Here is a 17,634-nt window from a genome sequence, read left to right on the forward strand (position 1 = left end):
GGCTTATAATAGGGATTTGAATTTTTGTACAAGTTCCAGGTTTCCAAAAGGAAGTCCTTGTATTTTGTTGTACTGTACGATGTCTAGTTGATCAAAATGGGCTCTAAGAATCGTTACGAATTGCCCATTATTCAATTCGCATACTACTATCTTTTTGAATTTTGATAATATCTCTCCGGTGTTTTTGGGCATGGGATTGATGTAATTGAAATGTGCTAACCCAATAGTGTTACAGCCTTCTTCAGCAATTTGTTTTACCGAAGAGTACAAAGAGCCGTAAGTGCCACCCCATCCCACAACCAAAAGATCTCCAGAGCTGGCAAATTCCGTAGTTAATTCTGGAATATAATTTTGTACACGTTGGATTTTTTCTGCTCTTATTTTGGTCATATATTCATGATTATCCGGTACGTAAGAGACATTTCCGGTAATCTTATCTTTTTCTAATCCTCCAACTCGATGTTCTAGACCAGGAGTTCCTGGTATCGCCCAGTTTCTGGCCAGAGTATCATCGTCTCTGTGGTAAGGATGCCATTCTTGATCAGAAGCTTCGATGATATTGGTTTTGATATCCGGCATATCTTTGGTGGTTTGTATCTTCCAGGGTTCGGATCCGTTGGCAATATATCCATCACTTAATAGAATGACTGGCGTCATATGTTCTAAAGTGAGTTTTGCCGCTTCATACGCAAATCGAAAGCAATTTCCTGGTGTACTGGCGGCAATAACAATTACAGGGCTTTCCCCGTTTCTGCCATACATGGCTTGCAATAAATCCGATTGCTCGGTTTTGGTAGGCAAACCTGTAGAAGGTCCTCCTCTTTGCACGTTTACTATGACTAGAGGTAACTCGATCATCATGGCTAGGCCAATAGCTTCGGCTTTTAATGCTAATCCTGGTCCCGAAGTGGTAGTAATCGCCAAATTACCAGCAAACGAGGCTCCGATAGCAGAGGTGATGCCTGCGATTTCGTCTTCGGCTTGTAATGTTTTGACTCCAAAATGCTCGTGTTTGGCTAACTCATGAAGAATGTTTGAAGCTGGGGTAATGGGGTAGGATCCCAAGAAGAGGTCCAATCCCGTTTTTTCTGCAGCTGCCAAAAAACCCCAAGCAGTAGCAGTATTGCCCATGATGATTCTATAGGTTCCCGGATTCATCTTTGCAGGAGCAATCGTATAGGCGTTAGGGATTAGTTCTAAGGTTTCTGCAAAGTAATATCCCGCATTTAGCACTTTGGTGTTGGCTTCAATAATTTGAGGTTTGGATTTAAACTTTTTATTGAAGAAATCTATAGTGTAAGCTGTAGATCGATTATACATCCAATACACCATCCCTAATGCAAACATGTTTTTGCTTCGCACCATGCTTTTATTATCCAATCCTTCCAGATCTTTCAGCGCTTCTTTGGTTAAAGAAGTCATTTTTGCTTCGATTACCCTATAATTTTCCAAACTTCTATCTTCCAAGGGGTTGGATTCATATTGCGCTTTTTCCAGGTTTTTTCTGGTAAAAGCATCCGTATCAACGATAATGGTATGACCAGGTTTTACTGCATGTAAGTTGGTTTTGAGGCCCGCAGGATTCATAGCAACTAGTAAGTCTACATCGTCTCCAGGAGTGCTAATTTCTATGCTCCCGATATGCACCTGAAATCCGGATACTCCATATAAACTTCCTTGAGGTGCTCTAATTTCGGCAGGATAGTTAGGAAAAGTAGCCACATCATTTCCAAACATGGCAGAAGTATCCGAAAATTGGGTGCCTGTTAATTGCATTCCATCTCCAGAATCTCCGGCAAACCTTACTACTACAGCTTCTAAAACATTTTGTTTACCATCGGTTTTGTCTGTAGTCATAGGGATATGCTTCTTAAATTCACTTAAATTTATCAAAATTTAGGCAAATGATTACGAAGCAAGTGTCATATTTAACCTTACTTTTTAAAATGTTGTAATGAATTTAACGGGAATGGATTAGCTCATTTACCGTGTCGAAACCTTAGAGAGTCTAAGACAGTAGCATTTCTTCATAGGGCACTACAGTGGTGTATCCCTTTTTCTTGAAATAGTCCATGTCTTCAGAAGAACCGGTTGCCAGTACAAAGTCACCACCCCATCCTCCAAGACTCTTGATACTACCAGGATAATCTGAGAAAAGTCTGGACTTCACAGTTTCTGTTTTGATGATTTTTGAAACAATTGCTTCGTGAGCCGAAATCAATTCTTCAAAAGTCGCAAGATCTGTACACTCGAGCATTTGTTGAGTGATCGCATTAACTTCGGCTTCAGCTTTATCGAATTCTTTTAATGGTAAAGATTGATAACGCTTAATAGAGTCTTTGCTATCTTGTTTTTGATTGAGATAAACAAAAAAGAGGTTGTTTTTGAATATAGGATCAAAAGGAACTTCGGTTACTACCGGTTTTCCTTCGGTTCTTTTGTAGATAATAGGTGTATCATTTTGCGCACATGCAATATCATAACCACTGCCTCCAAAGCTATTTTCTAAAAGCTCAAAAGCATTCACCTTTGCCCATTGCGCAATATTATTAATCAAGGTAGAAGAAGAACCTAGTCCCCACTCACGGTCAAATTCCAAACGACTTTCAATAGTGTAGCCATTGCTAGTGGTCAAAAAAATTGGATTGAGATCTTTGGCACTGTTTAAAATAGTGAGCAAGGTATCTGCAATAGGATCATTATGGGTGTTGTCGGCAAGGGTGAGCCCTTTTTCGGTAATCAGGAAATTGGTTTCAAACCAACAATTTCCGTTTTCATCAAAACTTTGCCAGTGAATACCTTCGGTATCGGTCTCCGCAATAAATAGCCATTGTCCTTTTTGAGTAGGAATAGCCAATGCCTGAGCACCATCCAATACGAGATATTCTCCGGTTAGTAATAATTTACCATGGCTGTAAAAGGACTTTTTCATTGGCTAGGACCTTAGTTTTTTCAATTTGATTGGCTACTTCACTATGACTAACGGCATTTGTTTTAAAATATGCGATCAACTGCTCCTTTTCTGTGTTAGTCGCTTCAAATTGGTTAAGGATATTCATTAAGTGCATTTTCATGTGCCCTTTTTGAATCCCTGTGGTTATTAAAGAGTTTATTGCTGCAAAATTTTGGGCAAGACCGGCGACTGCCGTAATTTCCATAAGTTTCTTGGCATTAGGTTGTCCCAACAGCTGTAAGGATAATTTAACCAATGGGTGTAATGAAGTCAATCCACCAACTGTCCCCAAAGCCAGAGGTATTTTTATTGAAAAAATAAATTGATCGTCTTGGATTTCTGCATGTGTTAAGCTTTTGTACTTTCCGTCTTTTGCAGCATAAGCATGTGCACCGGCTTCGATCGCTCTAAAGTCATTTCCAGTGGCCAAGACAACGGCATCAATACCATTCATAATACCTTTGTTGTGGGTTACAGCACGATAGGGTTCTACTTCTGCAATTCGAACCGCTTGTACAAACTTCTTCGCATATTGTTCCGAAGATAAATCCACACTATCAGGAAGTTCATTTATCGGGCAAGAGACAGTAGCTTGTACAATACATTCAGGAACATAATTAGACAGAATACTCATGATGATTTCGATATTCTTTTCATGATCTGTGAAGTCATCATAAGTTTTGACTTCAGCTACAAAAGTTTTAGCAAACTGCTCCAGGCACGAATTGATAAAGTTGGCTCCCATTGCATCTACGGTCTCGAAGGTGCAATGCAACTGATAATAATTTTCAATTTTAGTAGTCTTATCTTTTAGTACGATTTCTTTTACTCCACCCCCTCTTTTCTCCATATTTTTGGTGATAGAAGAAACAGCTTCTAATAAGAGAGGTTTCACTGCTGTAAAGAAACGCTGCAGTTTTTCTGAGTCTCCTGCATACATAAAGTGTACCTGACCTACTTTGGTAGTTGCAATCACCTCGGCTTTAAATCCACCTCGATTTTGCCAGAACTTTGCTGCTTTACTGGCTGCTGCTACCACAGAACTTTCTTCGATAGTCATGGGTAGTGTGTAACGCGTACCATTGATCAAAAAATTCGGGGCTACCGAAAACGGGAGATAGTAGTTAGAGATTGTGTTTTCTGTAAATTCGTCATGCAGCTGTTGCAGCTTTTGGTCAGAATTCCAATAGGTAGTAAGGGTGTTTATGGTGTTTTGATCATTATTGAAATGATATTCTGCCAACCACTTTATTTTATCCGCTTTAGAAAGTTTAGAAAATCCAGAAACTACTGGTGCCATCGTGTAATGTAATTTAGTAATGGGATCAAAGATACTATTCTGTTTTGTGATATTCACTATTCTTTGAACGTAGCAATTACAGAAACTTACTGAGTTTCATTGTGTAATTATTGTTTAAAAAGCTATTTGTTTAATGATCTGTTAAAAAAAAACACTTTAGCACCCCTGATTTTATTGTATTTAACATCAATTGTTGTATTTTTCACGGATTTTTTAGTATTCTTGGCGTTAACAATTTATACCTCTATGATATGAAATTTACAAAATTGTTTTGTAGTGTTTTACTATTTGTAAGTGTTGTCAGCATTGCACAACAAAAGGCATTCACTCTTAATGAGATCTGGGGAGGAGCTTTTAGAACTGAAGGTTTTCAGTCTTTGCACTCTATGAAAAACGGAACTCAATATTCAGTTTTAGAAAACGATCCCATCTCGGGAGCTACCAATATTCAAGTGTATGATTATGAAACAGGAGAGAAGGCTAAAACTTTGGTTACTTCTTCTTCTATAGATGGTCTGGCATCATTTCAGGGATACACCTTTAGTAAAGACGAAAATAGAATTTTGTTGGCAAGCGAGTTAGAGCAAATCTATCGCCGTTCTTCAAGAGGGATTTATCATATCTATGATTTGCCGTCCAATGGAGTTTTTAAGGTACATGACAAAAAAATTCAATCTCCATTGCTATCTCCTGATGGAAATAAAATAGCCTATGTGCTGGATAATAATATTTACGTATTGAACTTCGCAACAGGGCAGGAGATACAACTTACCGACGACGGAAAGAAAAATGAAATCATTAACGGGATTACCGACTGGGTATACGAAGAAGAATTCTCGTTTGTAAGAGCCTTTGATTGGAGCGCAGACAGCAACAAAATTGCATTTTTACGATTTGACGAGAGAGAAGTTCCAGAATTTTCTATGGATGTATATGGGAAAGACTTATACCAAAAACAAGACGTTTTTAAGTATCCAAAAGCAGGAGAAAAGAATTCTAAAGTCTCGTTGTTTGTGGCCGATATAGGTGCAATGGCATTGGATGAGGTCAAACTGGGAGATTATAAAGATTTTTATATCCCAAGAATAAAATGGAGTGCTAATCCAGATATTTTGAGTGTTCAGGTAATGAACAGACACCAAAATAATCTGGATTTAATTTTTGTAGATGCCAAAACCAAGGCGCCAAAAGTAGTACTAAACGAAAAAGATGAAGCCTATATCGACGTTACTGATAACCTTACTTTTCTAGATGATAATAGTTTTATCTGGACTAGCGAAAAAGATGGATTTAACCATATCTATCACTATGCTGCTACCGGGGAGTTGATCAATCAAGTGACTAAAGGACCTTGGGAAGTAACACAATATTATGGGTATGATACTAAAAACAAAAAAGTATTCTATCAAAGTGTAGAAAATGGAAATATCAATAGAGATGTATATTCTATTGGATTGGATGGAGCTGATAAGAAAAGATTGAGCGCCAAAGAAGGGTCCAATGATGCCGAGTTTAGTGCAGATTTTAGTGTATATATCAGCTATTTTTCGAATGCAACAACGCCATATGAATATTCTTTGAATAATGGAAAAACAGGAAAAGTAATTCGAGAACTAAAGAACAACAACGCACTTACAGAAAAATTGAAGCAATACGATGTTCGTCCAAAAGAATTCTCAACGATCGAGATCAATGGAGAAACTCTGAATATGTGGATGATCAAGCCAAAGATTTTGATCCTAGCAAAAAGTACCCATTGTTTATGTATCAATACTCAGGTCCTGGATCACAAATGGTGAGAAATTCCTGGAACAGAGCTAATGATTATTGGTATATGATGTTGGCGCAGCAAGGGTATATCGTAGCTTGTGTAGACGGTAGAGGTACCGGACTGAAAGGAGCAAAGTTTAAAAAAGCAACGCAAAATGATTTAGGAAATCTAGAAGTACAAGATCAAATAGCCGCAGCCAAGCAGTTAGGAGCATTGGATTATATCGATGCTTCACGAATCGGAATTTGGGGATGGAGCTACGGTGGATTTATGTCTAGTAATTGTTTGTTTAAAGCGCCGGAGACTTTTAAAATGGCAATTGCTGTTGCTCCGGTAACAAGTTGGAGATTTTATGATACCATATATACGGAACGATATTTGATGACTCCTCAGGAGAATCCTAAAGGGTATGATGATAATTCACCAATTAATTTTGTGGATGGTTTAAAAGGGAAATTCTTGTTGGTGCATGGTAGTGCAGATGATAATGTACATGTGCAAAATACGATGCAATTGGTAGAAGCCCTTGTGCAGGCAAATAAAGATTTTGATTGGGCGATTTATCCAGACAAGAATCATGGGATTTATGGAGGTAATACAAGATTGCATCTGTATAACAAGATGACTCACTTCATTAAAAACAACTTATAAATCATTTAAGCTAATAAACTAAAATTAAACTAACATATAATGGCAAATACAGTTAAAGCAGCTCATCAAAAGGAGCTTTTTGGACACCCAGTAGGGTTATACATATTATTTTTTACAGAAATGTGGGAGCGTTTCTCCTACTATGGAATGAGAGCTCTTTTTGTGTTATATCTTACAACAAAAACTGTAGATGAGAACCCTGGGTTAGGTTGGTCTTCGGGTGAGGCTTTGGCATTATATGGTTGGTATACCATGTTGGTATACGTAGCATCTATTCCAGGAGGATGGATTGCAGATAAGTTTCTTGGTCAAAAGAAATCTGTTCTTGTAGGAGGTCTTTTATTAGTTGCCGGGCATAGTATTTTGGCGGTTGAAGAAATGTGGGCATGGTATTCTGGTTTGGGTCTGATCATTGCCGGAGTTGGTATGCTAAAACCTAATATCTCTACTATGGTAGGAGGTTTGTATAAACAAGGTGATATACGAAGAGATAAAGGATTTACTATTTTTTATATAGGGATAAATTTGGGAGCATTCCTGTCAAGTTTAATAGTTGGTTATGTAGGAGAAGTTCATGGATGGCACTATGGATTTGGATTAGCTGGAATAGGAATGGCTTTAGGATTGTTACAATATCTTCTTGGGCAGAAATACTTAAAAGAGGTAGGTAATTTCTTAGGTACTTCAGAAAAAGCAGAGGATAAAGAAGCAATGAAAAAACCGTTAACCAAGATTGAAAAAGACAGAATCGTTGTTTTATTGATTTCATTTTTGTTAGTGATTGTTTTTTGGGGAGCTTTTGAACAAGCAGGAGGATTGATGAATATTTACGCAAAAGAAAAAACCAATAGAATGTTAATGGGATGGGAAGTTCCAGCTTCTTGGTTCCAATCTCTTAATGCGATGTTTATCATATTTTTAGGTACATCTGTAGCGTTGTATTGGGCGAATAGAAAACTAAAAGGAAAAGTATCTAGTTCATTATTTAAGATGATCGTTGGATTGATTATCATGGGTACAGGATTCTTTTTTATGACAGCAGCCTCCATGGAGTTTGAGTCTAGTGGATCATCAGCAATGTATTGGTTGGTATTAGCTTATTTGTTCCATACCATAGGAGAGCTTTGTATTTCTCCGGTTGCACTTTCATTTATTACAAAATTAGCTCCGGTAAAATACGCTGCTTTGATGATGGGAGTTTACTTTGCAATGACAGGATTTGGTAACAAACTGGCTGGATTACTAGGAGAGTGGGCTGAAAGTCAAGGAGAATTTAAAATATTTACAGGGATAGCAGTTTTCTGTGTTGTATTTGGTTTCCTTGTAATGATTTTTAGAAAGAAATTAGAATTACTTACTCATGGAGTAGAGGATAAAGAAGGTACTGTTCACGAAGAGGCCGAAGGATTCGAATTGGCTGATGCTTCAGAATAATTATAATACCACTTTATGAGTACAGATATAGAAAACCTGTTTAAGGACAAGGTCCTGGGTCACCCAGCTGGTTTATTCATCATATTTTTTACTGAAATGTGGGAGCGATTTTCGTTTTATGGAATGAGAATCCTCTTAGTCATATTTCTTACAGCACCTTTGTTTGGAGAAAATCCAGGGTGGGCTAATTGGCCGAGAGAACACGCTTTGGCGTTGTTTGGTACATATGCTTCCTTACTTTATCTAACTCCAATATTAGGAGGGTATATAGCTGACAAGATCACAGGATATCGTTGGGCAGTGGTCATTGGCTGTTTAATCATGACACTGGGGCATTTATCTATGGCTTTCGAAACTGAAATGACCCTATACCTTGGTTTAGCTTTATTGGTAATAGGAACAGGTCTCTTTAAACCGAATATTACTTCTATTATTTCGGAAATGTACAAAGGTAATGATGCCAAAAAGGATGGAGCTTATACCATATTTTATATGGGAGTAAATGCAGGAGCATTTTTTGGGATCATGCTTTGCGGTTATCTTGGCGAGAACTATAGTTGGGCGCTAGGTTTTGGATTAGCGGGTATCTTCATGTTTTTGGGGATGATTATGTTCTGGTTGGCTAGAAACCTATTTGGTGATATCGGAGCAAAGCCCAACAAAGAAGCTAAAAAAGAAGTAGTACTGGAAGATGGGGACAAATTGAATCCTTTCACGGTTCTGGATAAAGTATTGATAGCGATTACCGCTATTATTGGTTTTACCTGGTTGATTAACGATCCAATGTCAAAGATTGGAAACGTTAATTTATTTGACTTTTCTTTAGGGAGTTATGAAGGGCCAACAGTGATGATAGTATTTGCCGTTATTCTGTTTGTTTATCTGATCATTTCAAGAATTCTTCGTTATAGCCATACTGTAAGAGATAGAATGTTTGCAGTTGCTATATTCGCGTTTTTTACGATTTTCTTTTGGGCAGCTTTCGAACAGGCGGCAGGGTCATTAAATATCTTTGCAAGAGACTACACAGCAAGAGACCTTTCAGGATCTTCGGCATTAATTTTTAAAGTGATTGATACCATTTTAACGGTAGTACCTCTTGCGATCATTACCTGGGTGTTGTATCTTGTATTCAAGAAGACGTTTTCTAAGATAGGCCTTTCGAATATTGTATTATCTATCTCATTTTTGATTATCTGGGGGATTGTAATCTGGAAATTAAATAATGAGTTTAGTAAAGATGCTACAGAAGTAGGAGCTACTTGGTTCGGAATTTTGAATTCGTTTTTTATCATTGCTTTAGCTCCATTATTCTCAAAATGGTGGGAAAGTAAATATAATCCAAGTGCAGCCTTCAAATATGGATTTGGTTTAGGATTATTAGGATTTGGTTTTGCATTACTGGCTTATGGATCTTCAGGAATTCCACAAGGGGCGCAAACCGCTTCAGTAAGTATGATTTGGTTAATCTTGGCCTATTTATTCCACACTTTAGGAGAATTGTGTTTATCACCAGTAGGATTATCTTATCTTAGTAAACTCGTACCCGGAAGGATGATTGCATTCATGTTTGGTATCTGGTATTTGGCCATTGCCATCGGTCAAAAAGCGGCAGGTACCTTAGGAGGAATGATCGATGAAGTAACCGCAAATTATAATTTGTCTACTTTTTTCTGATATTTACAGTAGTCCCTATAGCGGCGGCGGTTTTAATTATGTTGCTTAACCCGGTCATGAAAAAACTCATGCACGGAGTGCGATAAATAATAATATACGTCTTCACTCGTTTCCCAAAGACGGGTGAAGTTTTAAATAAGGAACAGTTTTTGTTTCCGACAAACTAGAAAAAAGGATACTAATGAAGAACCTACTTTTAATATGCGTGATGCTTTTGTGTGTTACTACCCAGGCACAAGAGATCAAATGGATGTCTTTTAATGAAGCACTAGAGGCACAAAAAAAGGAACCGAGAAAGATTTTTATGGATGTGTATACCGATTGGTGCGGTCCTTGTAAACTTCTGGATAAAAAAACGTTTCATAATAAGGACGTTGTTTCTTATGTAAATGAAAACTTCTACGCGGTAAAGTTTAATGCCGAAGGTACAGAAAAGATCGAGTATAATAATTTTACGTATACCAATCCTAACTATAAACCCGGTAGAAAGGGAAGAAATAGTCAACACTTTTTTGCCAATGCGTTAAAAATTTCTGGATATCCAAGTATTGTTTTCTTTGATGAGAATGGAGGATTAATTGCTCCCGTGGTGGGATATAAAACACCACAGCAATTAGAGCTGTACCTCAAGATGATTCATAGTGATGATTATAAGCAGTTAACCAGTGCTGATGCTTGGAAAAAGTATGAGAAAGCTTTCGTAGGTACGTTTACGAATTAGAATTACATAATAAGAGATAAATAAGCTCCTTTTCGTTTTTACGGAAAGGAGTTTTTTATTTGGAAAGTGAGAACCAAAGAAAAAGAATTATTTAGTATCTTCAAAGCACACAACTCACAAACATCTTAATTATGATTCGGTTCAAACTATTTGTTGGTGCTCTACTATATAGTATACTTTTTTATGCACAACAATCCAAAATCAGTTCCAACAAAACTTCGGTAATAGAAGCAGTTGAAAAACAAGAAAAAAAGATGATCACCATGAGTGATCAAATATGGGGATTTGCCGAAACTGCCTTTCAAGAGAAACAATCGGCCAAGGTATTAGCTGATTATGCCGAGTCTCAGGGATTTACTGTAGAACGTGGAGTAGCAGATATACCTACAGCTTTCGTGGCTTCCTATGGTAGTGGTTCTCCGGTTATTGGGATTTTGGGAGAGTTTGACGCGTTGCCGGGGATATCACAAAAAGCACAGCCTACCAAAGAATCTTTGCAAAAAGATGCTGGGGGTCATGGATGTGGCCATAATCTGTTTGGAGTGGCTAGCTTATCTGCCGCAGTAGCTATCAAGGATTTGATCAAACAAGGAAAGATAAAAGGGACCGTAAAGTTTTTTGGTACTCCTGCTGAAGAGAAGTTTTTGGAAAATTGTTTATGGCAAGAGCCGGATTGTTTGAAGGTCTTGATGTTTGTTTGGATTGGCATCCTTCAGCAAAGACCAAAGCTGATGTACAAAGTTCGTTGGCCTTGGTGGATTTTATCGTAGAATTTAATGGTCAGGCAGCTCATGCATCTGCAGATCCCTGGAATGGAAGAAGTGCTTCGGATGCTTTGGAGTTGTATACTACTGGGATTAACTATTTGAGGGAGCATATCAAACCTACCGTACGTATACATTATGATATTCAAAAAGCAGGAGATGTGGTGAATGTGGTTCCAGACTACTCCAGAATATGGATACGTGTAAGAGATACAAAACGCGAAGGTATGGAGGAAGTATGGAAACGTGTAGAGAAAATGGCTGAAGGAGCAGCAATTATGGCAAATGTAGATTATAAGGTTAGTTTGGTTTCTGGATTACATGAGATTTTGGTAAATAGAGCAGGAGGGAAAGCCATGCAAAAAAACCTGGAGTACCTGGGAGAAATCCAATATACTGAAGAAGAATTGGCATTTGCCTACAAAATACAAGAAGGAACCGGAAAACCTCAAAAGGGAATAGACGCCAAAATAAACCCTTTGGAAGAGACAAAAGAGCATCCCGGAGGTGGTTCTACAGATGTGGGAGATGTGAGTTGGTTGGTTCCGGTTGTACGATTAGGAGTTACTACTGCTCCAATTGATACTCCTTGGCACTCTTGGGCTGTTGTTGCCTGCGGAGGAATGTCTATTGGTCATAAAGGAATGATTCAGGCGTCAAAGGCACTTGCTATGACAATGGTAGATATGTATGATGATGAGAAATTAGTCGAAGAGGTCAAAAAAGAATTTAAAGAAAGAAAAGGGGATTATGTCTATAAAGCCATCCTTCCTGATGGTCCTCCTCCTATTCCTACGGCTTCAAATTAAACTTTACATAGCTAAAAGAAGCATTAGGAAGATCAGTTTTCGGATTTATTAACCTTTTATACAATTAATTAGTAAGTTTTTCGTTACCTACAACGTAAACCCAAAAATACCCGAATTGGAAGAAAAATAGAAAAAATGTGTATTTCAAAGATGATTTTGTTGTTTTTGTCGATGTTTTTTCTTTTTTTGACACCAATAAACCTACTTAATGAAAAAAATCTTCACCCTAGCTACCCCAACTATGTTGTTCATAGGCTTACTCTTTTCGTTTATGCCTACCAAACAACCGCAGTTACCAAAACAAGAACAGGCGGTGCTTTTACCGCAACCACTTCCAGAACCAGTTTTAGTGTCTGATTCATTTAAGAAAAGAATAGCAGATTCTATTCAAGCGTATTTTGATGAGGCGGTACAAAAAAAGCAAATTGTCGGTGCTTCAGTTGCTGTTGTAAAATGCGATTCTATTATCTATGCAGATGGTTTTGGTAGTAGAAACAGCAGACTAATGAATAATGTGGATAAAGAGACGATCTTTAGAATTGGATCTGTATCCAAAGGATTTGCTGGAATCTTGACAGGAATTCATGTACAGGAAGGACTGATCAATTGGGAGGATAAGATTATCAATCATATTCCTAATTTCAGGTTAGCCAGTGCTGCACAAACCAAAAAAGTAACCCTGTCTCATGTGCTTTCGCACACTTCAGGATTACCTTATCATAGTTTTACGAACCTTGTAGAAGCTGGAGTTTCTTTAGATAATATCGCCAGTAGATTTAATGAAGTGCGTCCACTTCAGGAACCAGGTTATTTCTATAATTACCAAAATGCCATTTTTGCGTTAAGTGGTGAAATTATTGAACGGGTTACACAAAAGCCTCTTTTTGAAGTTATTCAGGAAAAAATATTTGACCCTCTTGGGATGGATAGAGCTTCTGCTACTTACGAAGCTTTACAGGGAGATACTAATATTGCATTACCACATCAACGGTTACGATATGGATGGAGACCCATGCGTCTAAACAAAAAGTATTATGGAGCGGTTGCTGCAGGTGGTATTAATGCTAGTGCAATGGATATGGGGCAATGGATGAAGTTTTTGTTGGGGAATAACCCCGAGGTGCTTATGCCTAAAACTATGGAAAAAGTATTTAGTCCGGTAATACAAGTAGGAGGAAGAAGAAGTTACTACCAGCGATGGCCAGGATACGTAAGTTCACATTACGCACATGGTTGGAGAATCCACACTTTTAAAGATCAAGAAACAGAGCAATTACAAAAGGTAATTCATCACGGAGGAAGTGTTAATAATTTCCGAAGCGAAATAGCGATTTATCCAAACGAAGATTTAGGGATTTGTGTACTATTCAATAGCCCAAATAAAATGGCAAAAGATTGTATCCCTAAAATCCGTCAAATCATAAAGGATATCCTTAATTCAAAAGAGGTTATTGAGGAAGATGAAAATTTAAAAGAATCATTGGTGATGTTGTAATTAACCTAAACCATTTTATATATAATAAAGGCTATCCATTTAATGGATAGCCTTTTTTAGATACTACCTCCTGTGTTTAATATAATATATTGAGTGATTGAATATCTGATGAAGAAAATTCACCATCTTCATTTGGACCAAAGCAAGCAAGCATAATAGAATCTTCATAGAAGGATAATGGGGTTCCAGGAATCCATATCGCTGGAGATTCTGCAGGAAGAGGTCCTGTATAGTTACAACTTTGGCGATTGAACCAGTCCTGATGCCTAAATCCAACGCAATGACCAATTTCATGACCCATTACATGTTCGTTTACGTTGGTAGTAAAACTATCCATCCCAGAATTAATCCGTACATAACGGTACGGTCGTCCATTGCTGCTAGGAAACCCTGCAGACGCACCACCACTAGAATTATTGACCTTGTAGACAATGATATCTGCAGCAGCAGTATTGGTGCCAAAGGTCAAATTAAAATTAAGTGTATTTGGTAGTGCATTGTAGTTAGCAACAGCCCAGGATAAAGCGGTTTGCATCTTTGAACTTAGTGCTGCCCCACCACCGGTGTACCCAAGGATTCGAATATTTCTAAAAGCCGGAGCAACAATATTTGGTGTACGATACTGCTTGTTTCCATCTTCCAGAGCGCCTAATTCGGCATAATCATCTAGTCCATCATAAGGAATAGTAATATCACCCGAAACGAAATGTTTGGTGGTTGTACCATCAAAAGATGGAATATCTTCAATAGTTACATTATCGATATTAATTCCCATATTAAAGAGCTTCTCTAGCTCTGTCTTGGTGGGTTGTACAGCTACTTCTTCTGGTAGCTCATTTTTGGTCTCTTCTTTTTGACATGAAGTGATGCCCCCGGCAACAAGTATACATGCCATTAATAACCTGAATTTTCTCATTGTTGTAATGGTTTTAAGAATGTGTATTTAATTAGTTAGAAACCCCATAAAAGAGATGAAGTGTGCATTCTTAAATAGAAACAATTTTATCTACACTATGTTTCTTACCTATCAAGATGGTTGTATCCTAATGACACTATGCTAATTATCGGATTCTAAATTTGCGGGGTAGTATCAAATAAGCTTGGTTTGATTTTTCGGGTTCAAAGATATTTCTCGTTTATGAATAACAAAACAGTTTGAAGAAGATTCGGAGCTTGTGTTTTTGTAATACATTGGTAATCAATAATTTGTGGTTTAATTTGTAGTTTATTAACCCAGAAAAATAGGGTAATTAACTGATTATTAATTAGTTGAATGTCCTGGCGGTTGTTCGGGGTTTAGGATATCTGATTTGCTGTTAAAACCGTAAATAATCGTAAGATGATAATTTTGGATTAACGATAGCGCATCATTTTAATACAAATGCACCATCTCGATCTGTACGATGAAAAGGAATATTTCTGTCTGCACAAGTTTTCTCCCAACGTTCTATAAAATTTCCATAATTGCTACCATCTGCAACGAGTTGTTTAGGATTCAGGCTGTCTATTATACGTTCTAAGTGAATTCTTGGCGAACCCGATAAGAGTAAGATGTCTGAATCTAGGTGATGTTGAGAATACATAAATGTACTATCGATAACCATTAGGGTTCGCTTCTTATGTTGATATTGATGTTGAAAAGCATCACTTTGCTTCAGAACAGCTCTTTTTTTGATCAAATAATTAGAAAAGAGGAAGTTTTTGGTGTTATCGGTAATAGGAGATTTGGTATTCAATATTAGTTGTTGATGTTCTAATCGTCCGATTACAGTATTCCCAAATTGATGAAAAATAACCAATTCATTTTGTTGGGCAGCTTGATGTTTTTCAAATACGATGACCAACACTATGATTATTGTTACGGTTCCTAGAATAAAACGCCTCTTGAAAAGTACTTTTTGAAGTACCAGACTGGTAGCAATAATTAAGGTATAAGAAAGAATTAGTAATCTCCATGAAAAAGAAATATTGGTAAGCACAAAATTGCTTTTTGAAGCAACCCAGGAGACACTTTCATTCATAAAATCGATACCATACCCAAATACTGTAACAAGCGGCTCTGGTAATATTCCTATTGAAGCTAGAACGATAACGACCACTCCCAATCCCAGAATACTGCCCAGAAATGGAATGATGATCAAATTGGAAACAAAAAATAACAATGGGAATTGATGAAAGTAGAATATAGTGAGTGGTGCCAATCCTAATTGAGCAGAAATAGTTACGGTAAGCGTTTCCCAAATTTTTTTAAATAAGAAATTGGGAGGAATATACCATTTTGAAAATATGGGTTGTAGGTAAACTATTGAAAAGACAGCCATATAGCTAAATTGAAAACCAATAGAGAAAAGTAATAAAGGATGAAAGCAAAGTAAAACAAATGCTGATAAGATCAATGTGTTATACGTGCTGGTTGTAGAACTTATTTGCATTCCTACAGCAAGAAAAGAGAACATGGTTACTGCTCTCAACACCGAAGGGGATAACCCCGCAATGATGGCAAAAAACCAAAGAAATACCAATAACAAAACTGTTTTGAGAACCTTTCCTTTTTGATGAAACCTTTCTAAAGGTCGCAATACAGTATTCAGAAGTAATAATAAGATCCCTACATGCAACCCCGAAACGGCTAAGATATGCATGGCTCCGGCATCGCGATACGATTGTATGGTTTGTTGATCGATATCTTGTCTTTGACCTAATAATAAAGCTTGGATTACGGCCAATTGTTTTGTGGAAAATGAGTAGGTTTTTAATTTTAGAATTATATGTTTTCTAACTTGATCTGATAATCGGAAAATAGATAAAGTAGAGGTTGAGTCTTGAACTAATTGTGATGGGTGTAATTTGATTTGATGGGTGATATACTGTTTTTTTAAATATGCAGCATAATCAAATTGATCTGGATTTAATGCTTTCGGAATCGATTTTATCTGAGTAAATGTGGTATAACGATTACCCATATCCAAATGATTACGAAGGCTATCCTTTGGAAGGAGCAATAGCAACTTTCCTTGGGTTGACTTACCGTGGATAATAACAATATCAACGACGTATTTTTGATAATAAGAAGTAGATTTTAATCGTTCTTTAACGCTAAATTTTACACCTACAGATTGCTGTAGTTGTTTTTTTGGCAGTAGTCTTGAATAGTGGTTTGATCGATGTAATGGATTGTGTAAGTTGACCAGTGTTATTCCAAATACTACGAACATTACGATGGCACTGGCTACAAATTCCCAACCTTGCTTAAATGGTTTTTTGGATTTCCACCAAAACAGAGTGAGCATCGCTATCGAAATACAAAGAGCTATTAAGGCTGGAATAACAGCTACGCAGAAATAGTGACCTATCACTATTCCAACAATCAAGGATATAGTGATAATAAGAAAAGGTGTATTAATTGACTTTGGTTGCTGCACCAGAAATATGATTTGCAAAATGTATTATGCAATAATACAAGCTGCCAGTTTCATATTTCAGAACCCGTAGTTCGGATTAATCTATATTATTTTTCTGAAAAACAAGATTTATAACACCCTTCGAGCCCATGCAAAAGCCTTGTTCCAATAGGTTTCGTCAAGACTCGAAATGATAACACCTCTAGAGGTGGATGCATGAATAAATTTGATAGTACCCCTTGTTTCTACCACAAGTCCTACGTGTGAGATGACATTCTTTCTTTTATTGGTTTTAAAGAATAGCAAATCTCCAACAGCTACTTTTTTTAGAGCAATCGCTTTTCCTTGAGTGGCCATTGTTTTTGAAGTCCTGGGGAGAATCACATTTTCTTTTTTGAAAGAAGTATATACCAATCCAGAACAATCCATACCTTTTTTGGTAGTACCGCCATATTTGTATTTGGTTCCGCTGAAGGATTTGGCGTGACTAATAATACTTTTGATCTTTTTGTCGTTGGGATTCTTATTTGAGGTAGTCTTGTTGGTTTTCTTGGTATTTTGAGATATTACGGCCTTCTTTTTGGAAGAACTACCGCAAGAGGTCAAAAATAAACCCAAGGTTAATATTAAAAAGTAGGTAATTGTTCTTTTCATTTAG

General features: G+C 37.2%; 10 protein-coding genes and 2 pseudogenes. 6 read left to right on the forward strand and 6 right to left on the reverse strand.

What is annotated here, in order from left to right; translation table 11 throughout:
• Positions 1–3: 3 nt before the first annotated feature.
• The 3 genes from AC0L3Q_RS03360 to AC0L3Q_RS03370 form a co-directional block, all read right to left on the reverse strand.
• A complete protein-coding gene (locus AC0L3Q_RS03360) occupies positions 4–1,857 on the reverse strand; it encodes a 2-oxoacid:acceptor oxidoreductase subunit alpha (RefSeq protein ID WP_473285118.1) in 1,854 nt (617 codons plus the stop codon).
• A gap of 151 nt (positions 1,858–2,008) precedes the next feature.
• Positions 2,009–2,932 (reverse strand): GYDIA family GHMP kinase, encoded by a 924-nt coding sequence (locus AC0L3Q_RS03365; protein WP_473285120.1) that lies wholly within the window; start codon positions 2,930–2,932, stop codon positions 2,009–2,011.
• Complete coding sequence (locus tag AC0L3Q_RS03370; protein ID WP_473285122.1) at positions 2,904–4,253, reverse strand: hydroxymethylglutaryl-CoA reductase, degradative; 1,350 nt, start codon at positions 4,251–4,253, stop codon at positions 2,904–2,906. Before AC0L3Q_RS03370 ends, AC0L3Q_RS03365 begins: the two co-directional genes overlap by 29 nt.
• Positions 4,254–4,504: 251 nt before the next feature.
• On the opposite strand from AC0L3Q_RS03370, the pseudogene AC0L3Q_RS03375 reads away from it, so the two are divergent.
• The 6 genes and pseudogenes from AC0L3Q_RS03375 (at position 4,505) to AC0L3Q_RS03400 (ending at position 13,575) form a co-directional block, all read left to right on the forward strand.
• Positions 4,505–6,675, forward strand: a pseudogene (locus AC0L3Q_RS03375) (S9 family peptidase).
• Positions 6,676–6,714: 39 nt separating this feature from the next.
• On the forward strand, positions 6,715–8,109 hold the full coding sequence (locus AC0L3Q_RS03380) for a peptide MFS transporter (RefSeq protein ID WP_473285124.1): 1,395 nt from the start codon (positions 6,715–6,717) through the stop codon (positions 8,107–8,109).
• A 15-nt stretch (positions 8,110–8,124) separates the two neighbouring features.
• Positions 8,125–9,786, forward strand: a complete 1,662-nt coding sequence (locus AC0L3Q_RS03385; RefSeq protein WP_473285126.1) for a peptide MFS transporter — start codon at positions 8,125–8,127, stop codon at positions 9,784–9,786.
• Positions 9,787–9,967: 181 nt separating this feature from the next.
• Positions 9,968–10,507, forward strand: coding sequence for a thioredoxin family protein (locus AC0L3Q_RS03390; protein WP_473285127.1), 540 nt, complete (start codon positions 9,968–9,970; stop codon positions 10,505–10,507).
• A 131-nt stretch (positions 10,508–10,638) separates the two neighbouring features.
• A pseudogene (locus tag AC0L3Q_RS03395) lies at positions 10,639–12,080 on the forward strand (amidohydrolase).
• A 208-nt stretch (positions 12,081–12,288) separates the two neighbouring features.
• Entirely contained in the window at positions 12,289–13,575 is a 1,287-nt protein-coding gene (locus tag AC0L3Q_RS03400; RefSeq protein ID WP_473285128.1) for a serine hydrolase domain-containing protein, read from the forward strand.
• Between the two features lie 76 nt (positions 13,576–13,651).
• Here AC0L3Q_RS03400 and AC0L3Q_RS03405 read toward each other — a convergent pair whose 3' ends face one another.
• The 3 genes from AC0L3Q_RS03405 to AC0L3Q_RS03415 form a co-directional block, all read right to left on the reverse strand.
• The gene (locus AC0L3Q_RS03405) at positions 13,652–14,491 is read right to left on the reverse strand and encodes a M57 family metalloprotease (RefSeq protein WP_473285130.1); all 840 of its coding nucleotides are present in this window, start codon (positions 14,489–14,491) and stop codon (positions 13,652–13,654) included.
• Between the two features lie 451 nt (positions 14,492–14,942).
• Positions 14,943–16,997 (reverse strand): ComEC/Rec2 family competence protein, encoded by a 2,055-nt coding sequence (locus AC0L3Q_RS03410; protein WP_473285132.1) that lies wholly within the window; start codon positions 16,995–16,997, stop codon positions 14,943–14,945.
• 108 nt (positions 16,998–17,105) lie between these two features.
• Entirely contained in the window at positions 17,106–17,630 is a 525-nt protein-coding gene (locus AC0L3Q_RS03415) for a C40 family peptidase (protein WP_473285134.1), read from the reverse strand.
• Positions 17,631–17,634 lie beyond the last annotated feature (4 nt).

It is taken from the genome of Aquimarina sp. KJ22-3 (assembly GCF_055808215.1).

What these genes read in the sequence shown, in the direction of transcription:
- AC0L3Q_RS03360 (WP_473285118.1), bottom strand. Translation starts at nt 1,857, where the DNA reads ATGACTACAGACAAAACCGATGGTAAACAAAATGTTTTAGAAGCTGTA.
- AC0L3Q_RS03365 (WP_473285120.1), bottom strand. Translation starts at nt 2,932, where the DNA reads ATGAAAAAGTCCTTTTACAGCCATGGTAAATTATTACTAACCGGAGAA.
- AC0L3Q_RS03370 (WP_473285122.1), bottom strand. Translation starts at nt 4,253, where the DNA reads ATGGCACCAGTAGTTTCTGGATTTTCTAAACTTTCTAAAGCGGATAAA.
- AC0L3Q_RS03380 (WP_473285124.1), top strand. Translation starts at nt 6,715, where the DNA reads ATGGCAAATACAGTTAAAGCAGCTCATCAAAAGGAGCTTTTTGGACAC.
- AC0L3Q_RS03385 (WP_473285126.1), top strand. Translation starts at nt 8,125, where the DNA reads ATGAGTACAGATATAGAAAACCTGTTTAAGGACAAGGTCCTGGGTCAC.
- AC0L3Q_RS03390 (WP_473285127.1), top strand. Translation starts at nt 9,968, where the DNA reads ATGAAGAACCTACTTTTAATATGCGTGATGCTTTTGTGTGTTACTACC.
- AC0L3Q_RS03400 (WP_473285128.1), top strand. Translation starts at nt 12,289, where the DNA reads ATGAAAAAAATCTTCACCCTAGCTACCCCAACTATGTTGTTCATAGGC.
- AC0L3Q_RS03405 (WP_473285130.1), bottom strand. Translation starts at nt 14,491, where the DNA reads ATGAGAAAATTCAGGTTATTAATGGCATGTATACTTGTTGCCGGGGGC.
- AC0L3Q_RS03415 (WP_473285134.1), bottom strand. Translation starts at nt 17,630, where the DNA reads ATGAAAAGAACAATTACCTACTTTTTAATATTAACCTTGGGTTTATTT.